Annotated in this window: 20 protein-coding genes; 6 read left to right on the top strand and 14 right to left on the bottom strand. The window is 69.8% G+C overall.

Annotated features, from left to right (window positions below; all coding sequences use genetic code 11):
- Nucleotides 1-91 precede the first annotated feature (91 nt).
- The 10 genes from V3391_RS13960 to tsaD all read right to left on the bottom strand — a co-directional run bounded on the left by V3391_RS13960 (nt 92) and on the right by tsaD (nt 9,283).
- Nucleotides 92-1,354, bottom strand: coding sequence for a glycosyltransferase (locus V3391_RS13960; RefSeq protein ID WP_332079050.1), 1,263 nt, complete (start codon nt 1,352-1,354; stop codon nt 92-94).
- Nucleotides 1,339-1,920, bottom strand: coding sequence for a hypothetical protein (locus V3391_RS13955; RefSeq protein WP_332079049.1), 582 nt, complete (start codon nt 1,918-1,920; stop codon nt 1,339-1,341). The genes V3391_RS13960 and V3391_RS13955 overlap by 16 nt, the downstream gene beginning before the upstream one ends.
- Nucleotides 1,910-2,944 (bottom strand): glycosyltransferase family 2 protein, encoded by a 1,035-nt coding sequence (locus tag V3391_RS13950; protein WP_332079048.1) that lies wholly within the window; start codon nt 2,942-2,944, stop codon nt 1,910-1,912. The genes V3391_RS13955 and V3391_RS13950 overlap by 11 nt, the downstream gene beginning before the upstream one ends.
- A 116-nt stretch (nt 2,945-3,060) precedes the next feature.
- Nucleotides 3,061-4,017 (bottom strand): NAD-dependent epimerase/dehydratase family protein, encoded by a 957-nt coding sequence (locus V3391_RS13945; RefSeq protein ID WP_332079047.1) that lies wholly within the window; start codon nt 4,015-4,017, stop codon nt 3,061-3,063.
- The gene (locus V3391_RS13940; RefSeq protein ID WP_332079046.1) at nt 4,002-4,868 is read right to left on the bottom strand and encodes an MBL fold metallo-hydrolase; all 867 of its coding nucleotides are present in this window, start codon (nt 4,866-4,868) and stop codon (nt 4,002-4,004) included. Before V3391_RS13940 ends, V3391_RS13945 begins: the two co-directional genes overlap by 16 nt.
- 1 nt (nt 4,869) lies before the next feature.
- The gene (locus tag V3391_RS13935) at nt 4,870-5,874 is read right to left on the bottom strand and encodes a 3-oxoacyl-[acyl-carrier-protein] synthase III C-terminal domain-containing protein (RefSeq protein WP_332079045.1); all 1,005 of its coding nucleotides are present in this window, start codon (nt 5,872-5,874) and stop codon (nt 4,870-4,872) included.
- Nucleotides 5,874-6,377 (bottom strand): 2-amino-4-hydroxy-6-hydroxymethyldihydropteridine diphosphokinase, encoded by a 504-nt coding sequence (gene folK / locus V3391_RS13930; RefSeq protein WP_332079044.1) that lies wholly within the window; start codon nt 6,375-6,377, stop codon nt 5,874-5,876. Before folK ends, V3391_RS13935 begins: the two co-directional genes overlap by 1 nt.
- A 67-nt stretch (nt 6,378-6,444) precedes the next feature.
- Complete coding sequence (locus V3391_RS13925) at nt 6,445-7,767, bottom strand: mechanosensitive ion channel family protein (protein WP_332079043.1); 1,323 nt, start codon at nt 7,765-7,767, stop codon at nt 6,445-6,447.
- 56 nt (nt 7,768-7,823) lie between these two features.
- Nucleotides 7,824-8,180: a dihydroneopterin aldolase gene (folB, locus tag V3391_RS13920; RefSeq protein ID WP_332079042.1), complete on the bottom strand. Its 357-nt coding sequence runs from the start codon at nt 8,178-8,180 to the stop codon at nt 7,824-7,826.
- Nucleotides 8,181-8,248: 68 nt separating this feature from the next.
- On the bottom strand, nt 8,249-9,283 hold the full coding sequence (tsaD, locus tag V3391_RS13915) for a tRNA (adenosine(37)-N6)-threonylcarbamoyltransferase complex transferase subunit TsaD (RefSeq protein WP_332079041.1): 1,035 nt from the start codon (nt 9,281-9,283) through the stop codon (nt 8,249-8,251).
- Between the two features lie 182 nt (nt 9,284-9,465).
- Here tsaD and rpsU point away from each other — a divergent pair, with 182 nt between their 5' ends.
- The 6 genes from rpsU to V3391_RS13885 all read left to right on the top strand — a co-directional run bounded on the left by rpsU (nt 9,466) and on the right by V3391_RS13885 (nt 14,571).
- Nucleotides 9,466-9,681, top strand: a complete 216-nt coding sequence (gene rpsU, locus V3391_RS13910; protein ID WP_101926061.1) for a 30S ribosomal protein S21 — start codon at nt 9,466-9,468, stop codon at nt 9,679-9,681.
- 144 nt (nt 9,682-9,825) lie between these two features.
- Nucleotides 9,826-10,272 carry a GatB/YqeY domain-containing protein gene (locus V3391_RS13905; protein ID WP_332079040.1) on the top strand — a complete coding sequence of 149 codons (447 nt, stop codon included), beginning with the start codon at nt 9,826-9,828 and terminating at the stop codon, nt 10,270-10,272.
- Nucleotides 10,269-10,766 carry a GNAT family N-acetyltransferase gene (locus tag V3391_RS13900; RefSeq protein ID WP_332079039.1) on the top strand — a complete coding sequence of 166 codons (498 nt, stop codon included), beginning with the start codon at nt 10,269-10,271 and terminating at the stop codon, nt 10,764-10,766. Before V3391_RS13905 ends, V3391_RS13900 begins: the two co-directional genes overlap by 4 nt.
- A gap of 105 nt (nt 10,767-10,871) precedes the next feature.
- Nucleotides 10,872-11,855 (top strand): YihY/virulence factor BrkB family protein, encoded by a 984-nt coding sequence (locus tag V3391_RS13895; RefSeq protein WP_332079038.1) that lies wholly within the window; start codon nt 10,872-10,874, stop codon nt 11,853-11,855.
- A gap of 135 nt (nt 11,856-11,990) precedes the next feature.
- The gene (gene dnaG, locus V3391_RS13890; RefSeq protein WP_332079037.1) at nt 11,991-13,718 is read left to right on the top strand and encodes a DNA primase; all 1,728 of its coding nucleotides are present in this window, start codon (nt 11,991-11,993) and stop codon (nt 13,716-13,718) included.
- 217 nt (nt 13,719-13,935) lie between these two features.
- Nucleotides 13,936-14,571: a hypothetical protein gene (locus tag V3391_RS13885; RefSeq protein WP_332079036.1), complete on the top strand. Its 636-nt coding sequence runs from the start codon at nt 13,936-13,938 to the stop codon at nt 14,569-14,571.
- Between the two features lie 382 nt (nt 14,572-14,953).
- Here the strand turns inward: V3391_RS13885 and cyoE are convergent, their stop codons facing one another.
- Genes cyoE through V3391_RS13865 form a run of 4 tightly spaced genes read right to left on the bottom strand, consistent with a single transcriptional unit; the run spans nt 14,954 to nt 18,414 of the window.
- The gene (gene cyoE, locus V3391_RS13880; protein WP_332079035.1) at nt 14,954-15,886 is read right to left on the bottom strand and encodes a heme o synthase; all 933 of its coding nucleotides are present in this window, start codon (nt 15,884-15,886) and stop codon (nt 14,954-14,956) included.
- 1 nt (nt 15,887) lies between these two features.
- Nucleotides 15,888-17,087, bottom strand: coding sequence for a COX15/CtaA family protein (locus tag V3391_RS13875; RefSeq protein WP_332079034.1), 1,200 nt, complete (start codon nt 17,085-17,087; stop codon nt 15,888-15,890).
- Nucleotides 17,087-17,683, bottom strand: a complete 597-nt coding sequence (locus V3391_RS13870) for a hypothetical protein (RefSeq protein WP_332079033.1) — start codon at nt 17,681-17,683, stop codon at nt 17,087-17,089. Before V3391_RS13870 ends, V3391_RS13875 begins: the two co-directional genes overlap by 1 nt.
- The gene (locus V3391_RS13865; protein WP_332079032.1) at nt 17,680-18,414 is read right to left on the bottom strand and encodes an SURF1 family protein; all 735 of its coding nucleotides are present in this window, start codon (nt 18,412-18,414) and stop codon (nt 17,680-17,682) included. The genes V3391_RS13870 and V3391_RS13865 overlap by 4 nt, the downstream gene beginning before the upstream one ends.
- Nucleotides 18,415-18,428 lie beyond the last annotated feature (14 nt).

Raw genomic sequence — 18,428 nt, 5'->3', positions numbered from 1 at the left:
GTACGCGACGCCGGCATGCGGGCGTCGACTGGATGGTCCCGCCCGACGGGCGCGATGCCCAGTGACAGAGGTCACCTTCTGCGCTCGGGCACTACCACGACGTGTCGTCGGCGACCTCTGTGACCAGGCGCGGCCCCGCGGCCGCCGCGCGCACCGCCGCCTCCAGCGCGGGGAGGCCCGCGAACAGCGCCGGCTCGGCGAACGCACGGCGCACGGCGGCCTCCAGGCCGGCCGGATCGCGCAGCCACAACGCCGCATGGGCGTGCTGCAGGCGCGCGGCGTGGTCGAACTGGTCGTAGTCCTGCGGGCAGACGATCGCCGGTCGCCCCGCCGCCAGGCACTGGTACAGGATGCCGGCGCCACCGTGATGCACGACGAGATCGTAGCGGCCGATCCAGCGCGCGTAGTCGATGTAGGCCAGACGCTGATGGTTACCGGCGTGCGCGTGGTGATCCGCAGCGGCATCGCCGTCGGTGAAGTGGAATTCCACGTCGGGCATCGCCGCGGCCAGCGCGCGCAGACGCACGTCGAAGCCGTCCTTCGCCCAGCGCAGATGCGTGCCCAGCGTCACCAGCACATGACGGCGGCCTTCGACGAAGCGCGGTGCCGGACGCGGCGCCAGCCAGGGCGTCTCCGTGCCGGGCGCCGGTAACTGTGGGCCGACGAAACGCAGCGCCGCCGGCCAGGTGCGCGGAAACTCCAGCGCCTCGATGCCAAGCGCGAGGATGCGCTCGGACGAATAGACCGCCTCGCTGCCGTCGTCGCGGTAGAGCCGCGGCAGGCCGAGCGCGGTCATCCGACGGCGATACGCGCGGTGCACGCCGCGCTTGAAGCCGCGCACGGCGAGCCGCGCCAGCGCGTGCTGGATGCGCTGGCCAGCATGCGTGGCAGGCAACAGGCCGCCCATGTAGGCCGGCGGTCCGTCGGGCGCTTCGAGCACGCACGGCGACGGCAGGCTGGTCCACCAGCGGATGCCGAGCGACTGCGCAACCGCGCCAGCCGCCGGTACGGTGAAATCGGCAATGACCAGATCGGGTCGCGTCGCCGCATCCGCATACGTCTCGCGCAGCGCCTGCGCGAAGCGCGCCATGACGTCGAGCGCGGCGCGCAGTTGCCGGTGCATGCGCAGCGGATGATTGCGCACGGCATGGCGCGGGTCGGAAATCGCATCGAGCGTGTGTTCGGCGTCGGCATTGAGCAGCGGCACACCGACCAGACCCGCACGTGCGATCTGCGCCATCGCCGACGGCGTCGACAGCACCCGCACGTCATGGAACGCGGCGAGCGTGCAGGCCATCGCCAGCACGGGATGCAGATGCCCGCTGTAGGGCGGCGCGATCAGGTCGATGCGCATGGCGTCGCCGCGATGAAGTCCTCGCACAGCCGCCGCATCTCGGGCTGGCGCAGGTAGTCCATATGACCGCCGTCGACGCGGTGCACCGGCCCGCGCCAACCGGCGCGCGAAATCCAGTCGCTGCGGCCCTGCACGCACAGCAGGCGGGCGACGTCCGGTGCCTGTCGTGCGACCGGACCATAGGCGAAGACGTGCAGGCGCGCGCGCAGCGAGGTGTCCAGGTGCAGATTCGCCAGCAGTTCGAGTCCGCAGCTGCCGGCCAGCAACACGATCGCACCGTCGCCTTCGAATGCGGCCGCCACCTGTGCGCGATAGCGCCCCGCGAACGCCGGACGTCGCGCAGCGAGGTAGTCGCCGAAGTTGCGCCACGCCGCCAGCGGCAACGGCACGGCGACGTGGCCGGACCGGGGCGCGGCGTACGGAAAATTGTGATCGACGGTTGCGCGGCCCGGCGCACGCAGGGCGTCGAGAAAGCCCTGCTGCTGTGGACTCAGGCCACAGCGCGCCGGATCGCTGCGCCCGGTCAGGAACGCGATGCGAACCGGCGTGGCGGCGTCAGGCGACATGGAAACCGCCATCGGCATGCACGCGATAGCGCCGGCTGCGCCAGCGCACTGTGCGCACGCAGACCGCGTGCAGCAGGTGCAGCGGCTGCAACAGCTCGCTCAGCAGCGACAGCAGCGGGCGTTGTGGCGCGGACACGCCGAGCTTGCGCTGCAGCCAGACGGGCACCGCCGCACGCAGTGTGAGCATGCCGATCGCGCAGACCGCGCCCGTCATCGTGGGCTGCAGCGCCAGCGCGATGCCCGTCGCCCACAGCAGCAGCGGCGGCAGACCGTGCAGCAGCGTGATCAGGACGCGCATGCGCAGCGGCTGGCGTCGCAGCAGCAGGGTCGCGAACAGCATCCAGCGATGCATCTGGCGCAGGTAGTGCGCCGGGCCGTCGATGCTCGTGCGCACGCGCACCGGCGCGATGGTCTGGGCGATGCGGCCGCCGTGCGCGCGCACCTGATCGGCCATCGCCAGATCGTCGGCCAGCGCGTGCAGCAGCGGCGCGAATCCGCCCAGCGCGCGCAGGCGCTCCGTGCGCAGCGCGTAGCACATGCCATTGATCGAGACCGGCGGTGCCCAGGTCAGCGGGGCGAGATAGGTCAGCGCCGCGTTGTCGTTGACGAACTGCGCCAGCAGTCGACCCGGCAGGCGTTCGCCATCGTCGACGTAGCCGGGCAGCGCCGTCGCGATGTCGGCGGCGCCGAGTGCCGCGACCAGACGCGCGAGTGCGTCGGCCGACAAGGTGGCGTCGTCGTCGAGCACCAGGCATACCGGCGCTTCGATCGCTGCGAGTGCGCGGTCGAGCTTGAAGCTCTTGGGATTCATGCCATCGGGCGCCGGCGGATTCACGTGCACGACGATGGCGACGTGCGGATGCCGCATCTGCAGCGCTGCGACCACCGACTGCGCATGCGTGTCGCCGTCATCCACGAGCCAGTGGAAGCGCGCTTCGCGCAGCGCGTCGACCGTCGCACCCAGCACGTCGGCGAGCCGCGGATCGCCACCGAGGATCGGTTGCAACACCGCAACCTCGTGCATCGCGAATGCGGCATCCGCGCGCGGCAACGCTGCCTGCCGGCGGATCTCCCGCGATGCGCAGAGCGCGCGCAAGGCCAACACTGCGCCGTACGCGCAAGCGAGTGCCGCGGCGAGGCTCACGCTGCCCACTGCGCCCGCTGCCAGGCGATGAAGTCTTCGATACCGGTGTCGATCGACACGCTCGGCGGGCCGAGGTCGGCGAGCATGCGCGCCGGATCGAAGGTCTTCGAATACGCGAACACGCCGACGCCGAAGCGTGTCAGCGGCGGCTCGCCGCGCAGTCGCAGACCGCGCCACAGCCACTCGGCGACAGTCGCCATGCGCAAGGCAGCGCCGATGCGTACGCGGCGCGTCGGCGCGGGCAGCTCCAGACGCGCCAGCACGTCGAGCAGCAGGGCCTGGATGTCGACCGGCTGCGCGTTGGTCAGGTTGTAGCTGTCCGCAGGATTCGCCATCGTCGCGACGCGCAGCAGGTAGTCCGACAGCGTGTCGATCTGGATCAGATCGCCGACGACCGGCCGGTCATGACCGGTGAACAGCGGCAAGGCACCGCGACGCGCGGCTTCGAGGATGCGCGGAAACAGCACCGTGTCGCCGACGCCGAACACCGCGCGCGGCCGCACGATCACGTGTTCGCCGGGATAGTCGCGCACCAGTCCTTCGCCTGCGTACTTGGTCTGCGCGTAGGTGTTGACGAACGTCGGGCCGATCGGGCTGTCCTCGCGCAGGTCAAGCTGGTGCGCCTCGCGATAGAACACCGAACTCGACGACAGATAGACCAGGCGCGGATGGCCGTTGCGACGGCAGAAGTCGATGACGTGCCGCGTCGCGTCGACGTTCTGCGCGATGTACTCGGCATGCGTGCCCCATGGCGACGAGCGTGCGGCGGCATGGATGACGACGTCGGGCCGCACCGGCAGATCGAAGGGCTGGCTGAGATCGCAGCGGATGTAGTCCGGCAGGTCGGTTGCGCGACGCCCGGTGCCGACGAGCTGCAGATCGGCGCGCTCCGCATGACGGCGCAGGAACGCGCCGCCGACGAAGCCGGACGCACCGGTCACGAGAATGCGCATGCGGGACCTCCGGGTGTCGCCGCGCGATATGTGTCGAGACTGGCCTGGCAATGCGACGGCAGGATCGCGACGTCCGGCGCGGCGTGCGCGAGCGTGTGCAGCCGTTCGACGGTGCGCACATAGGCCGCCCAGTCGTGGGTCACCAGCCGCGCCGGCCAGGTCGGCAGACGCCGCTCGCGGAAGGTCAGATGCGACCAGCAGGCATCCGCGCACAGCAGCACCGCGCGATCCTGCGCATCGCGCAGGCACAGGCCCATCTGCCGCGGCGCGTGGCCCGGCATCGGCACCGCGAACAGGCTGCCGTCGCCGAACAGGTCGACGCCCTCGCCGAGCGTCTCCCAGGGCGCCGGCAGCGCGCGTGCGACGCCATCGCCTGCGTAGCGCACGCGCGCATCGAAACCGGTCGGCAGCAAGGCGGGCAGCCAGCCGTTGCGCAGTCCGCGCACGCGCGACATCGCGCGCATCGACTCCAGATCCTCGCGCATGCAGACGAAGCGCGCGTTCGGCAGATCACGCAGGCCGGCGATGTGGTCGGCGTGGAAATGCGAGACCAGGCACCAGCGGATGTCGGACGGTCGCAGGCCGTGCGCGGCGAGCTGCACCTCGAGCCGTTGCGCCTGCGGCAGGTCGACCGGCGTCGCCCAGCGGTACAGACGCTCGGGGAATCCTGCGGTCGCGTCCATGAAATGCGGCGCGTAGCCGGTGTCGTAGAGGATCGCGCCTTCGGTGGGATGCACGATCAGCGCGACCATCGAGGGGAACGTCACGTTGCCCCAGCGCCCACCCGCCAGCGTGACGCGCTCGCAGTGGCGGCACCGGCCGACATCGAACAGGGTCAGCTCGACGCGCACGTCAGTACCGCAGCACTGCGCCGCCGACCGACAGGCCGGCGCCGGTGCCCAGCAGCAGGCAGATCTGACCGCGCTGCAGGCGGCCGCCGTCGATCGCGTGGTGCAGCGCGTGCGGCAGCGAGGCCGCGACCTGGTTGCCGTGTTCGGCGAGGATGCGCACCGTGCGGGCTTCGGGCAGGCGCAGCGCTTGGACGATGCGGTCGAGGCCGCCACCCGAGGCCTGATGCGGCACCACGCAGTCGATGTCGTCGAGGGCCAGGCCCGCGGCCCCGAGCAACCGCGCGAGCAGGCGCGGCAGACGACGACCCGCCATGCGGAACGTGGCCGGCCCGTCCATCTCGAACCGATAGGCATCGCGATCGTCGTGGCGCGGATCGCCGGGCGCAATGCGCGTGCCGCCGCCGCGGATGCGGCAGGCGTCGGCGCCGTCGGCGAATGTTTCCATGCGCCAGGCCAGCAGCGCCGAGTTCTCATCAGGCGCGGCGGTGCCCAGCACGACCGCTGCCGCGCCATCGCCGAACAACGGTGCAGTCACCGGATCGTCGGCGCGCAGGCCGCGCGACGGTACTTCGCTGGCGACGACCAGCACGCGTCGATACCGGCCGGCCGCGATCGATGCAGCGATCAGATCCAGCGCGACCAGGAAGCCCAGGCAGGTCGCATTGATGTCGAAGGCCGGAATACCCGAGCTTCCAAGACCCAGCGCGCGTTGCACCAGCGCGGCCTGACAGGGAATCGGCTGCTCCATGACCGCGCAGGTCGAGACGATCGCATCGAGCGCGCTGCCGTCGATGCCGGCCGCTTGCAGCGCCGCTTCGGCAGCGCGGGCGGCCATCCAGGAGGCGGTGTCGTCGTCGCCCGCGACGCCGCGCATCGCGACACCCGTCGCGGCTTCGCTGCTGCCCGGCGCGAGGCCCAGGCGCGTATCGAACACCGTCGACGCCACGCGCTGCGCCGGGTGGTGGCAGCCGGTGCCGAGGATGCGCAGGCCCGCAGGCGCGTCCATCAGCCGGGCGCGTCCACGTCGAGTCCGTCCACGCGGTCGAACACCGTGTCGCGATCCGCATGCGCATCCCACAGCCGCGCGAGCGGCGCGCCGTCTACGGGATGGAGCCAGTCGGGCGCGATCTCCGCCGCGGGTCGCAGCACGAAGGCATGGCGCAGTTCGTCGCGCGGAATGCGGAGGTTGCCGGCGCCGCTCAGCACCGCGTCGTCGAACAGCACGATGTCGATGTCGAGCGTGCGGTCGCTGTAACGCGGGCCGCTGCGATCGCGGCCGTGCGCGTCTTCGAGCGCGTGCAGCCAGTCGTTCAACGCGGCCGGCGAGAGATCGGTGTGCACCGTCGCCGCGGCATTGAGGAAATCCGGCCCCGTGTAGCCGACTGCCGGAAAGCGGTAGACCGCCGAGACCACCACATCGTCGAAGCGCGCCCGCAACGCGGCGATCGCCGCGCGCAGATGGGTCTCGGGATCGACATTGCTGCCGAGGCTGAGCAGGGCGATGGGCATGGCGCGCTCCGGTGGGGGCGCCATGATCGCCGATTGCCCCGCGTCCGCGCGAGGCGTGGCGCGTGACTCAGCCGGCGTCGGGCGCAGGCAGCGGCGGTTCGGCCCGGGGCCGCGGACCGGGGGTCGCCAGTGTCTCGTCCGCGTCCTGCAACTGACGCAGATTCACATCGACGGCGCCATCGCTCTGGGACTGGAACACGCGCAGACCGAACTCCGGCAGGATCGCCAGCAGGTGATCGAAGATGTCGGACTGGATGCCTTCGTAGACAGCCCACGCGGTGTTGTTGGTGAAGGCGTAGATCTCCAGCGGCAGGCCCGCCTCGGTGGGCTGGAGCTGACGCACCAGCAGCGTGAACTCCTGATGGATGCCGGGATGGTGACGCAGGTAGTGTTCGATGTACGCGCGGAAGGTCCCGAGATTCGTGACCCGGCGGTGGTTGACCGCTTCCGCGCCGCGCTCGGCGAGATCCGCGTTCCACGCCGCCAGCTCCTGGTCCTTGCGGTCGAGGTAGGCGTCGAGCACGGTGAAGCGGCGGAATTTCGCGATCTCCGACGCTTCGAGGAAGCGCACGCTGTGCTGGTCGAGGTGCAGCGCGCGCTTGATCCGGCGGCCGCCGCCTTCCGACATCTGGCGCCAGTTCTTGAACGCGTCGCTGACCAGCTTCTTGGTCGGCACGGTGGTGACGGTGCGGTCGAAGTTCTGCACCGTGACGGTATGCAGCGCGATGTCGATGACATCGCCATCGGCGTTCTGGCTGGGCATTTCGATCCAGTCGCCGACGCGCACGCGGCCGTCGTTGCTGATCTGCACGCTGGCGACCAGCGACAGGATGGTGTCCTGGAAGATCAGCATCAGCACCGCGGTCATCGCGCCAAGGCCGGTGATGATGTGCAGGAATTCCGCACCGATCAGCGTTGCGACGACCGAGATGCCGACCAGCACGAACATGATGATCTTGACGACCTGGAAGTAGCCCTTGATCGGCTTGTTCTGCGCTTCCGGGCGTCGTTCGTAACCGCGATTGATCGCATCGAGTGCCTTCGACACCGCCAGCGCGATCGTCAGCACCACGAACACCTGACAGAAGCGCTCGACCAGCATGACCAGTCTGGGCGGCAGGTCGGGCACCACGGTGATACCCCACGCGATCACCAGCGCCGGCACCACATTGGCGAGCCTGGGGATCACCTGCAGCCGTACTTCGTGATCGTGTTCCGCGCCACCCAGCGGCGTCTTCATCAGCAGTTTGCGCAGACCGCGCAGCAGGATGCGCTTGGTGACGAAGTTCGCGAGCCACGCCAGCAGCAGCACCACGCACAACACCGTGACGGTATAGGCCCAGGGATACGGCGCAAGAACGTCGCGGAGCTGTTCGAGTTGTGTCTGCATCGTGCGGGGATCTCCAGGTCGCGCGCCGCGCAGGCGCTACGCCGGCCCGCGTTGCATCAGGTCCGGCGCGTACGTTCGATATGGACGCCGACCGCGCGTGCACCACGCACCGCACCCGGCTTGCTGAGCTTCAATCGTACCCAATCGACCTTGAACTCCTCGATCACAATCGCCGCGCAGCGCTCGGCGAGCGTCTCGACCAGACCGAATTCCGACGCCGACACGTAGTCGATCAGCCGCTTGCTGACGGCTTTGTAGTTCAACGTGTCGTGGATGTCGTCGCTGGCCGCCGGCACGCGGTTGTCGAACGCCATCTCGACATCGAACACCAGCGGCTGGCGGATGCGCCGCTCCCAGTCGTAGATGCCGATCAGCGCCTCGATCTCGAGGCCTTCGATGAAGACTTTGTCCATGGCGGCGGTTGCGTGCGGCGGAAAGTCCGCAGCTTAGCGGCAGCGATGCGGTGGCGTCGCGTGGCCGCTCACGCCGCGGCGAGCGGCGGCAACGTCGCCATGTCCCAGCGCGGCACCACGTGCACCGCGGCATCGCCGTGCTGGCCGGCTTCCAGACGCAGCGCGCCGGCGAAGGCGATCATCGCGCCGTTGTCCGTGCACAACGCCGGACGCGGGAAACAGACGCGACCACCGCGACGCTGCGCGTCGCTCCGCAGCTTCTCGCGCAACCGCGTGTTCGCGCCGACGCCGCCGGCGACGATCAAGGTGTCGAAACCCGTGGCATCCAGCGCGCGTGCGCACTTGATCGCCAGCGTGTCGACCACCGCATCCTCGAAACCGCGGGCGATGTCGGCCTTCGTCGTGTCGGCCTGGTCGCAGCCCTGCCAGGCCAGCAGCACCTGGGTCTTGAGCCCACTGAAACTGAAATCCAGACCCGGCCGCGTGGTCATCGGCCGCGGAAACCTGAAAACGCCGGGCGTGCCATGTTCCGCCAGCGCCGCCAGCTGCGGGCCGCCGGGATACGGCAGGCCCATCATCTTCGCGGTCTTGTCGAAGGCCTCGCCCGCTGCGTCGTCGAGCGTCTCGCCGAGCAGGCGGTAGCGGCCGATCGCATCGACCGCGACCAGCTGCGTATGTCCGCCCGACACCAGCAGCGCGACGAAGGGCGCGGCCGGCGGATCGTCTTCCATCAGCGGCGCCAGCAGATGGCCTTCCATGTGGTGCACGCCGATCGCCGGCACGTCGAGGCCCCAGGCCAGCGCGCGCGCGACGCCGGCGCCGACCAGCAGCGCGCCCACCAGGCCCGGACCGGCGGTATAGGCCACGCCGTCGATGTCGTCGGTCGACAGCCCCGCCTCGTCCAGCGTCTGCCGCACCAGCGGCAGCAGCTTGCGCACGTGGTCGCGGCTGGCGAGCTCGGGCACCACACCGCCGTATTCGGCGTGCAGAGCGATCTGGCTGTAGACCGCATGCGCGCGCAGACCGTCGGCACCGCCGATCGCGGTGTCGTACACGGCGACGCCGGTTTCGTCGCAGGAGGTTTCGATGCCGAGGACTTTCATCGGGGGACTGCCTTCGAAGCGGAACGGAAGGCCGCGCCGGGCGCGGCGGCCCCACGGCTTGCACACCGCGGCGGGGGACGGCTATGATACGCGGCTCGCCGGGCCTGAGCCCGGTGATATCGCATTCGAAATTCGATTCGAACCGGCCGTCAGGACCGGACGATCAGATCCCCGGAGATTCCATGCCAAGCGTCAAAGTCCGCGAAAACGAGCCCTTCGAGTTTGCGCTGCGTCGTTTCAAGCGCACCTGCGAGAAGGCCGGTGTGCTCGCTGAAACCCGCAAGCGCGAGTTTTACGAGAAGCCGACCCAGGAGCGCAAGCGCAAGGCAGCTGCTGCCGTGAAGCGCCAGTCGCGTCGCGTGTCGCGCGACGTCACCAAGCGCCAGCGCCTGTATTGATCGGCCCGGGCCGGGGTCTCCCCGGTTCGACCGTTCGATGATGCAAAAAGCCGGCAGCGCCTTGCGCCGCCGGCTTTTTGTCGTCTCCGCCGCGGACCCGTCCGGTTCCGGCGCATCCCGCACCCGTTGCACCCGGAGCCCGCCATGACCCTGAAGCAGCAACTCACCGAAGACATGAAGGCCGCGATGAAGGGCGGCGACAAGCACGCGCTCGGCGTGATCCGCCTGATGCTGGCCGCGATCAAGCAGCGCGAAGTCGACGAGCGCATCGAGCTCGACGACGCCGCCGTGCTGGCCGTGCTCGAGAAGATGGTCAAGCAGCGCCGCGACTCGGTGAGCCAGTACGAGGCCGCCAGCCGCGAGGACCTGGCCCAGGTCGAGCGCGAGGAGATCGTCGTCATCGAGCGCTACCTGCCGGAGAAGCTCGGCGAAGACGAAATCCTGGCCGCGATCGCCAGTGCCAAGGCCGAAACCGGCGCCGCCAGCCCGGCCGACATCGGCAAGCTGATGGGCGTGCTCAAGCCGATGCTGGCCGGCAAGGCCGACATGGGCGTGGTCTCGCGCCTGGTGAAGCAGTCGCTGGGCGGATGACCGCCGTCGCCGGCACCGTCCTGCGCCCGGCACGACCCGACGACGTGCCGCTGGTGCTCGCGCTGATCCGCGAGCTGGCGGAGTACGAGCGCCTGTCCGACGCCGTCGTGGCCGACGAGCCGACGCTCGCTGCCTCGCTGTTCGGGGACGCGCCCGCGGCCGAAGTCGTGATCGTCGAAGTGGACGGTGCGCCCGCCGGCTTCGCGCTGTTCTTCCACACGTTCTCGACCTTCCTCGGCCGCCGCGGCCTGTATCTGGAAGATCTGTTCGTGCGGCCCGCGTATCGCGGTCACGGCATCGGTGCGCAGCTGATGCGCCATCTCGCCGCGCTCGCGGTCGCGCGCGGCTGCGGACGTTTCGAGTGGACCGTGCTCGACTGGAATGCGCCGGCGATCGGCTTCTATCGTGCACTCGGTGCGCAGCCGCAGGACGGTTGGACCGTGCAGCGCGTCGAAGGCGATGCGCTGCACGCGCTCGCGAACACGACGCGCTGAAATCGCCCGATGCTTCACGCGCTGCTACGCGCGCGTGCATAAGGTGACGGCAACGCCGCAGTGGATGCACGCGCTCCACACGTCGGCTTTCAAGAATCGCCACGCATGCGCACGTCGCCACAGGACACCCCGGATACCGATGCACCCGTGCGCCACACCCGCTGGGGTCGTCTGCGCACACGCGTCGACAAGGGCGTCACCCGCTTCGAAGAAAGCCTGCCGGCGGCACTGGTCAAACGCTTCGTCGATGCCGACCTGCTGACCCAGGCCGCGTCGCTGTCGTTCTACACGCTGATCTCGCTGGCGCCGATGCTGGTGCTGGTGCTGTGGATCACCGCGTCGCTGTATCCCTCCGCGCAGGAAGCGCTGCTCGCGCAGATCGGCGCGCTCGCGGGCGACGGCGCACGCGATGTCGCCGGCACCGTGATCCAGAACGCCACCGAGCAACCCGACATCGGCTCGCTCGCCGGCCTGTGGAGCACGCTGCTGCTGTTCGTCGGTGCGACGGTCGTATTCGCCCAGCTGCAGGGCACGTTGAACCTGATCTTCCGCACCGACGGCGACCGCCTGCCGGGCGGCCTGATGGTGTTCCTGCGCAAGCGTGTGTTCTCGGCCGGCGTGGTGTTCGCGCTCGGCTTCCTGGTGCTGGTGTCGACGCTTTTGACGACGGCGGTGGAGTTCATCTTCGCGAACGTGCCGTCGATCCTGCCGCTGGTCGGCAACACGCTGATGCTGGTGCTGTATTCGTTTGCGTTCGCCGTGCTCTACCACTATCTGCCCGACCGCCGGGTGCGCTGGCGCCAGGCCCTGTTCGGCGGCGTGGTGACGTCGGTGCTGTTCGTCGTCGGGCGCTGGGGCATCGGCATCTACATGACCCACGCCGCGCCCGGCAGCGCCTACGGCTCGTTCGGCACGCTGGTGATCCTGCTGGTCTGGATGTACTACGCGGCCACGATCTTCTTCGTCGGCGCGCTGATCACCGCGGTCATCGACGAGCGCGTGCGGCGCAGTTCGGTCGACCGCGCCTTGCAGAAGCGCGCCGAGCGCCAGGCGGCCGCGCTGGCGAAGGGGCCACCGCCCGCGGTCTGAAAGACGTACCGGATGCGGCGATCCGCGCCGCGCATGGCATCCTAGCGTCCGCATGATCCGCGTCGCCCCCACCCCGTCCTGCCTGCCCCGCGCCCGCCCTGCGGTCGCGCGCGCCTGCCTGCACGAGGAGCGCTGATGGCCCGCATCCCCGACGCGTTCATCGACGACCTGCTGGCGCGCACCGACATCGTCGAGGTGATCAACGCGCGAGTGCCGCTGAAGCGGCAGGGCAAGGAGTATTCGTCGCGCTGTCCGTTTCACGATGAGCGCTCGGCGAGCTTCACCGTGTCGCCGACCAAGCAGTTCTATCACTGCTTCGGCTGCGGCGCACACGGCACCGCGATCAGCTTCCTCATGAATTACGACCGCCTCGAATTTCTCGATGCGGTCGACGAGCTGGCCAAGCGCGCGGGCATGGAAATCCCGCGCGACACCCAGCAGCGCGAGGCGCGGCCCGACAGCGCGCCGATGTACGACGCGCTCGATGCCGCCTCGCGCTTCTTCGTCCGCGAACTCGCCGGCAACGACACCGCGCGCAGTTATCTCGACGGCCGCGGCGTCGACGCGTCGATCCGGGAACAGTTCGCGATCGGCTACGCGCCCGCCGGCTTCTCGGCATTGAAGGACGCGCTGGGCAAGGACGATGCGCGCCGCATCGCGGTGCTCGAGAAGGCAGGCCTGCTGTCGAAGAACGACCGCGGCCACAGCTACGACAAGTTCCGCGACCGGGTGATCTTCCCGATCCACGACCGCCGCGGCCGCGTGATCGCGTTCGGCGGCCGCGTGCTCAAGCCCGAGGATTCGCCCAAGTACCTCAACTCGCCCGAGACGCCGCTGTTCCACAAGGGCCGCGAACTCTACGGCCTGTGGCAGGTGCGCCAGGCCAACCAGAAGATCGAGCGGCTGGTCGTGGTCGAGGGCTACATGGACGTGGTCTCGCTGTTCCAGTTCGGCGTGCCGCAGGCGGTCGCGACCCTGGGCACGGCGACGACGCCGGACCACGCCGAGCTGCTGTTCCGCAATGCGCCCGACGTGTTCTTCTGCTTCGATGGCGATGCCGCCGGCCGCCGCGCCGCGACGCGCGCGATGGAGTCGGTGCTGCCACGCATGCGTGATGGCCGCCAGGCCTTCTTCCTGTTCCTGCCCGATGGCGAGGATCCCGACACCATCGTGCGCACCGAAGGCGCGCCCGGTTTCGAGGCGCGGCTGACGCAGGCGACGCCGCTGTCGACGTTCTTCTTCGATACCCTGGGCGACGGCATCAATCTGTCGACGCTGGATGGCAAGGCGCGGCTGGCCGAACGCGCCAAGCCGATGTTGGCGCAGATTCCGGATGGCGCTTTCGCCGACCTGATGCGCCAGCGGCTCAGCGAGCTCACCGGCCTCGGCGGCGCCTCGCCTGCACAACAGCCCGCGCCCAGCCGCATGCTGCGCGGCGGTCGCGGCGCGCCGCCGCCCAAGCGCAGCGTGGTGCGCCACGCGATCGCCCTGCTGCTGCAGAAACCCGGCCTGGCCGCGCAACTGCCGCCGCCCTATCCCTTCGTCGCCCTGCGCCAGCCCGGCATCGAGCTGCTGACCGAGCTGATCGCCATCGGCAGCGTCCGCCCGGACATCACCACGGGCGTGCTGCTGTCACAGTTCGAGGAACGCGAGGAAGCGCCGGCGTTGCGCAAGCTCGCGACCCAGGATCTCGCCGGCGACGAGGCGTCTTGGGAACAGGAGCTGCGCGACGCCATCGCGCAACTCGACCGCCAGGTGCTGCAGCAGCGCATCGACGACCTGCTGGGCCAGCAGCGCGAGGGCACGCTGGACGCCGCCGGCAAGCAGGCATTGCGGGAACTGCTGCTGCAGCGCGCCCGCTGACAGGGAAATGTAAGCGTTTTCAGATATATAGCGCTTACATCCCGGTGACGATTCCTTAACCTTCGCGCTGGTCTGATCCCGTCAGGGGGATCGACCGGTCGATATGGCGCAGCTGCGTCAGGGCGACCTGTCCGTCCAGCACCGAGTGTCCGCCGAGTCCGCGTAGACGGGTCCGGCGCGGTGCCCCGTCCTTTTCCTTCCCCGACAGGTCGTCACCATGATCCGATCCACCCGCTTCCCGTCCGCCCGCCTCGGCGCCGGTCTCGTGCTTTCCGCTGCGCTGCTGCTCGGCGCCTGCGCCAGGATCGACACCCCGCCCGCGCCCGCCAAACCGCTGCACATCGATCTCGCCGCGCCGGTCGCCGAACAGGTCGATCTGGCCTGGCCGCAGAAAGACGGCACCCTGGCGGCCGAACACACGATCAGCCAGTCGCGCGACGTCACCCTGCGCTTGCCCAATGGCCAGCAGATCGTCGTGCCGGCCGATCGCGTCGCGTTCAAGCAGCAGGGCGGCCTGCTGGTCGGCGTGCACATCCAGCCCGGCGGCGGTGCGCTCGATCACCCCGATGCGCTGGCGCAGACCCGCCAGCTGCTCGAAGCCAACCGCCTGCTCGATCCCGCCCTCGCCCACACGCTCGACGGTTGGGCCGCACGCAACGATGCGCAGCAGACCGCGCGCGTGACCATCCGCGACGTCGACGTGCAGGTCGCGCTGACGCCGAACACCAAGGCCGGCTGGCAGGCCACGCTCGATTTCGAACCGCGCGCCTGCGAGATGCCGGCCGGTCTCGACGGCGACCCGGACGCCTGCCTGCAGGCCACGCCGACTTCGACCGTGATCGCGGGCGGCTGATCTCCGGATCCGATTTCGCTGCATGCCGGCGCCGGCTGCAGCGACCGGCGCACGCACGTTTCGCAGGCGGATGACCTCTCTGCGCCTCGCGACACGCGCATCGACGACACTTGCGATGGGCGCGTCGAGTGACTCGGCGTAGGATGCGTCGTGATCCGGCGGCTGCATGCCGGGTCAGACCCCGGCACGGAACCCGTGTTCCTCGCCGCCCCAGAGATCCCAGCGGAGCGCGACGATGGCCAAGAGCCTCGACAAGAAGAAAGAGACCAAGAAGAAGCCGGTCAAGACCCTGAAGGAAAAGCGGGCCGAGAAGGCCGCGAAGAAGTCCTGATGTCCACTGCGCCGGCGGGCCCTGCGCCCGCCGGAGCGGACGCGGCGGTCGTCAGCGGATGCGCTGGAAATCCAGTCCGCCCGCCGCAGCGCCGGCGCCCGGCAACCACGGCAGCAGCCAGTGGTCGACCAGCAGGAACGCGAACAGCGCCATCAGGTACACGACGGAATAGTTGAACATCCGCATCGCGAAGAACTCGTCCGGCGGATCGAGCAGCCGCCACGCGTACCAGAGAAACACCAGGCCCAGCACCACGGCGCCGCCCAGATAGAACACGCCGCTCATGCCGATCGCGACCGGCAACAGGGTGATCACGACCAGCAGCACGCTGTAGATCAGGATCTGCCAGCGCGTGTACGCCACGCCGTGCGTGACCGGCAGCATCGGCACCAGCGCGCGCGCGTAATCCTCGCGGCGGAAGATCGCCAGCGCCCAGAAATGCGGCGGCGTCCACACGAAGATGATCAGCACCAGCAGCAGCGCGTGTGCCCAGTCCCACTGGCCCTGCATGTTGGTCACCGCGGCCCAGCCCAGCAGCGGCGGCGCCGCACCGGCGATGCCGCCGATCACGATGTTCTGCGGCGTCGCGCGCTTGAGCCAGCCGGTGTAGATCACCGCGTAGCCGATCAGCGAGGCGAAGGTCAACGCAGCGGTCAGCACGTTGACCAGCAGCACCAGGATCACCATCGACAGCGCACCCAGCGCCAGCGCGAACACCAGCACCTGCACCGGGCGCAGCGCGCCGGTCGCGAGCGGCCGGTGCGCGGTGCGCGCCATGACCTTGTCGATGCGCTGGTCGATCAGATGGTTGATCGCTGCCGCCGATGCCGCCGCCAGCCAGATGCCGAGCAGGCCGAACACCGTTTCCCTCCACGGCGGCAGGCCGGGCACGGCGAGGAACATGCCGACCAGCGCGGTGAACACGATCAGTGCCACCACGCGGGGTTTGGTCAGCGCCCAGTAGTCGCGTGCCTGGATCGCCATGTCAGTCCGGGCGCTTCAGGCGCGCGAGCAGCGACACCAGCACGAACAGCAGCAGCGCGGCGCCGCCGTTGTGCATCACCGCAACCGGCAATGGCAGGGCGAGCTTGACGTTGAGGATGCCCAGCGCGACCTGCGCGCAGGTCAGCAGCGCGAGCGCGACCGCCCAGCCGCGCAGGCCCGGCGTGCGCATCAGGCGCGCGGCGAATGCGATCAGATACGCGAACACCGCGATCGCCATGACCCGGTGCGCGAGCTGGATCGCCACGCGCGCCGCGCCGTCGAGCACGCCGCCTTCGTAATCCACGCCGACGCCGCGCCACAGCACGAAACCTTCGCGGAAATCGGCCTGCGGCCACCATTCGCCAACGCACTTCGGGAAATCGACGTAATGGTGCGCATCGGTCACCCAGCCGCCCGCGCCGCAGGCGAGCGCCGCGTAGTTCGCGCTGACCCAGCCGCCGAGTGCGATCTGCACGCCGACCAGACCGATCGCGCCGAGCGTCCAGCGCCGCAGCGTCGGCGCATCGACCAGCACGATCGGCTGCACCGTCGCGCGCCACGCCATCCACAGCAGCAGCGAGAACGTCAGCATGCCGCCGAGCAGATGACCCATGACGATCACCGGCTTGAGCAGCATGGTGACCGTCCATTTGCCGAGCAGCGCCTGGAAGATCACCACCGCCAGCGTCAGCGCCGCGGCGCGTGCGAGATCGATGTTCGACCAGCGCAGCGCGGCGATCAGCAGCAACGCCTCGCCGAGCGCGGCGATGCCCAGCGCGGCCATGACGTGGCCCTGCATGTACAGCGGAATCGCGAGCGCGACCAGCGCCGAGGCGCCGATGATCTGCAGCATGCCGAATCGGCGCCGGCGCGCGGCCAGCAGCGCGAGACCGAGCACCAGCACGCCCAGCGATGCGGCCAGGTGGCGGTGCACCTGCTCGCGCCAGGCCTTGTGCGATTCGAACTCGCGGATCGCGCTCGCGGCGTGGTCGACGACCTCGCTGGCCGCCTGCGGCCATGCGGCGCGCCCGTAACACGTGGGCCAGTCGGGACAGCTGAGGCCGGCATCGGACAGGCGCACGAACGCACCGAACACGATCACGCACAGCGTCAGCGCGGCGGCGAGCCAGGCGATGCGGTGGAAATGCTTGTGGGTCGACGGACGGAACGACGTCGCGCGCGCGGGAGGCGTGTGGGTCATCACTTGAGTTTCAGCAGCTTGGCCATGTCGCTGCGCAGGTCGCCCGGATCGAAGCCCGGGGCGTAGCGCAGGATGACGAACCCGTTGGGGTCCACGACATAGGCGGGGACCCCATTGTCCGCCTCGCCGGGCCCGCCGTCGACGCGCGGTAATGTCGCACGCAGCGCCGGGTCAGCTTCGACGAGCCGCCACGCCGGATTGCGGATCGCGCCTTCGGGCACCGCGCCCGCCCACAGGATGTCGACGTGATCGGCATTGCGGCCGAACAGCTGCCACACCAGATCCAGCTGCCGCGACAGTTCGACGCAGGTCTGCGCGCAATCGCGCGGCGGCGCGACGAGGATGCGCCAGCGCCGCTCGGCCGGGCGCCAGTCGTAGCTGCCGCCGTCGATCAGGTGCAGCGGATGCGAGCGCAGGTCGCCCGGTGGATCGAGCAGCTCGCCCTTGTTCTGCATGCCCGACGGCCGCCAGCCCGAGAAACGCAGCGCGCCGGCGACGACTGCGCTGCCGAGGAACAGCACCACGATCAGCACCAGCAGCATTCGGTTGCGGTTGCGCTGCGCGGGCGGCAGCGTCTGCGCGGGAGACGGATTCATCGGCGGCGGGTCCGGAACGTGAGCACGAGAGCGATGACGAGCACCGCGAGGGCCAGCCCGAACCACTGCACGGCGTAGCCGAGGTGCTTGTCGGGCGTGAGCGTGTTGGGCAGGACGTCGAGATCGCGGAGGTAGCCGATGTCGAGCGCCGGATCGAGCCGCAGCACGCGCGGTGGCAAGGCCGGCACACCGGTTTCGGCGGCGATCGCGGCGATGTCGATACGGGTCATCAGCACCGCGTCGCCCGGCGTGAGCGCCGGGCCGAGCGCGAGCCCGGGCGACGGCGGCGGTGCGAGCAGGCCGCGCAGCTCGAGATCGCGACCGAGCAGACCGTCGCCGCGCACGATGGCGGCATCAGGCAGGCGCGTCGTGCGATCGACGAGCGCGGTCCAGCCGAGATCGACCAGCAGCGGCGGCGCGTCGTCGGGCGCGAACAGGCGATACACGCGCAGGCCGGGCACGCCCGCCTGGATCTGGTTGTCGAGCACGAAGGCCGGACGGTCGACGAAACGGCCGCGGCCTGCACTCCAGTCATAGTCACGGGCGCGCGCGGCGTCGCCAGCGGCCGACACCGACACGGGCGTGCGGGCCTCCAGCGTCACCGCGACGGCGTCGAGCATCGCCTGCTTCTGGGACATCCGCGACAGCTGCCACTGGCCCAGCGACACGAAGGCCGCGATCGCCAGCACCGCCAGCATCCAGCCGATGATGCGGGTCCGACGCAGACTCACGCGCGGCGCTCCGC

It is taken from the genome of Luteimonas flava (assembly GCF_036584485.1).
GTDB classification, from domain to species: domain Bacteria; phylum Pseudomonadota; class Gammaproteobacteria; order Xanthomonadales; family Xanthomonadaceae; genus Luteimonas; species Luteimonas flava.
The sequence above is the reverse complement of the archived record's forward strand: the minus strand, read 5'-3'. Positions and strand labels throughout refer to the sequence as shown.

What these genes read in the sequence shown, in the direction of transcription:
- V3391_RS13960 (WP_332079050.1), bottom strand. Translation starts at nt 1,354, where the DNA reads ATGCGCATCGACCTGATCGCGCCGCCCTACAGCGGGCATCTGCATCCC.
- V3391_RS13955 (WP_332079049.1), bottom strand. Translation starts at nt 1,920, where the DNA reads ATGTCGCCTGACGCCGCCACGCCGGTTCGCATCGCGTTCCTGACCGGG.
- V3391_RS13950 (WP_332079048.1), bottom strand. Translation starts at nt 2,944, where the DNA reads ATGCACGAGGTTGCGGTGTTGCAACCGATCCTCGGTGGCGATCCGCGG.
- V3391_RS13945 (WP_332079047.1), bottom strand. Translation starts at nt 4,017, where the DNA reads ATGCGCATTCTCGTGACCGGTGCGTCCGGCTTCGTCGGCGGCGCGTTC.
- V3391_RS13935 (WP_332079045.1), bottom strand. Translation starts at nt 5,874, where the DNA reads ATGGACGCGCCTGCGGGCCTGCGCATCCTCGGCACCGGCTGCCACCAC.
- folK (WP_332079044.1), bottom strand. Translation starts at nt 6,377, where the DNA reads ATGCCCATCGCCCTGCTCAGCCTCGGCAGCAATGTCGATCCCGAGACC.
- V3391_RS13925 (WP_332079043.1), bottom strand. Translation starts at nt 7,767, where the DNA reads ATGCAGACACAACTCGAACAGCTCCGCGACGTTCTTGCGCCGTATCCC.
- folB (WP_332079042.1), bottom strand. Translation starts at nt 8,180, where the DNA reads ATGGACAAAGTCTTCATCGAAGGCCTCGAGATCGAGGCGCTGATCGGC.
- tsaD (WP_332079041.1), bottom strand. Translation starts at nt 9,283, where the DNA reads ATGAAAGTCCTCGGCATCGAAACCTCCTGCGACGAAACCGGCGTCGCC.
- rpsU (WP_101926061.1), top strand. Translation starts at nt 9,466, where the DNA reads ATGCCAAGCGTCAAAGTCCGCGAAAACGAGCCCTTCGAGTTTGCGCTG.
- V3391_RS13905 (WP_332079040.1), top strand. Translation starts at nt 9,826, where the DNA reads ATGACCCTGAAGCAGCAACTCACCGAAGACATGAAGGCCGCGATGAAG.
- V3391_RS13900 (WP_332079039.1), top strand. Translation starts at nt 10,269, where the DNA reads ATGACCGCCGTCGCCGGCACCGTCCTGCGCCCGGCACGACCCGACGAC.
- V3391_RS13895 (WP_332079038.1), top strand. Translation starts at nt 10,872, where the DNA reads ATGCGCACGTCGCCACAGGACACCCCGGATACCGATGCACCCGTGCGC.
- dnaG (WP_332079037.1), top strand. Translation starts at nt 11,991, where the DNA reads ATGGCCCGCATCCCCGACGCGTTCATCGACGACCTGCTGGCGCGCACC.
- V3391_RS13885 (WP_332079036.1), top strand. Translation starts at nt 13,936, where the DNA reads ATGATCCGATCCACCCGCTTCCCGTCCGCCCGCCTCGGCGCCGGTCTC.
- cyoE (WP_332079035.1), bottom strand. Translation starts at nt 15,886, where the DNA reads ATGGCGATCCAGGCACGCGACTACTGGGCGCTGACCAAACCCCGCGTG.
- V3391_RS13875 (WP_332079034.1), bottom strand. Translation starts at nt 17,087, where the DNA reads ATGACCCACACGCCTCCCGCGCGCGCGACGTCGTTCCGTCCGTCGACC.
- V3391_RS13870 (WP_332079033.1), bottom strand. Translation starts at nt 17,683, where the DNA reads ATGAATCCGTCTCCCGCGCAGACGCTGCCGCCCGCGCAGCGCAACCGC.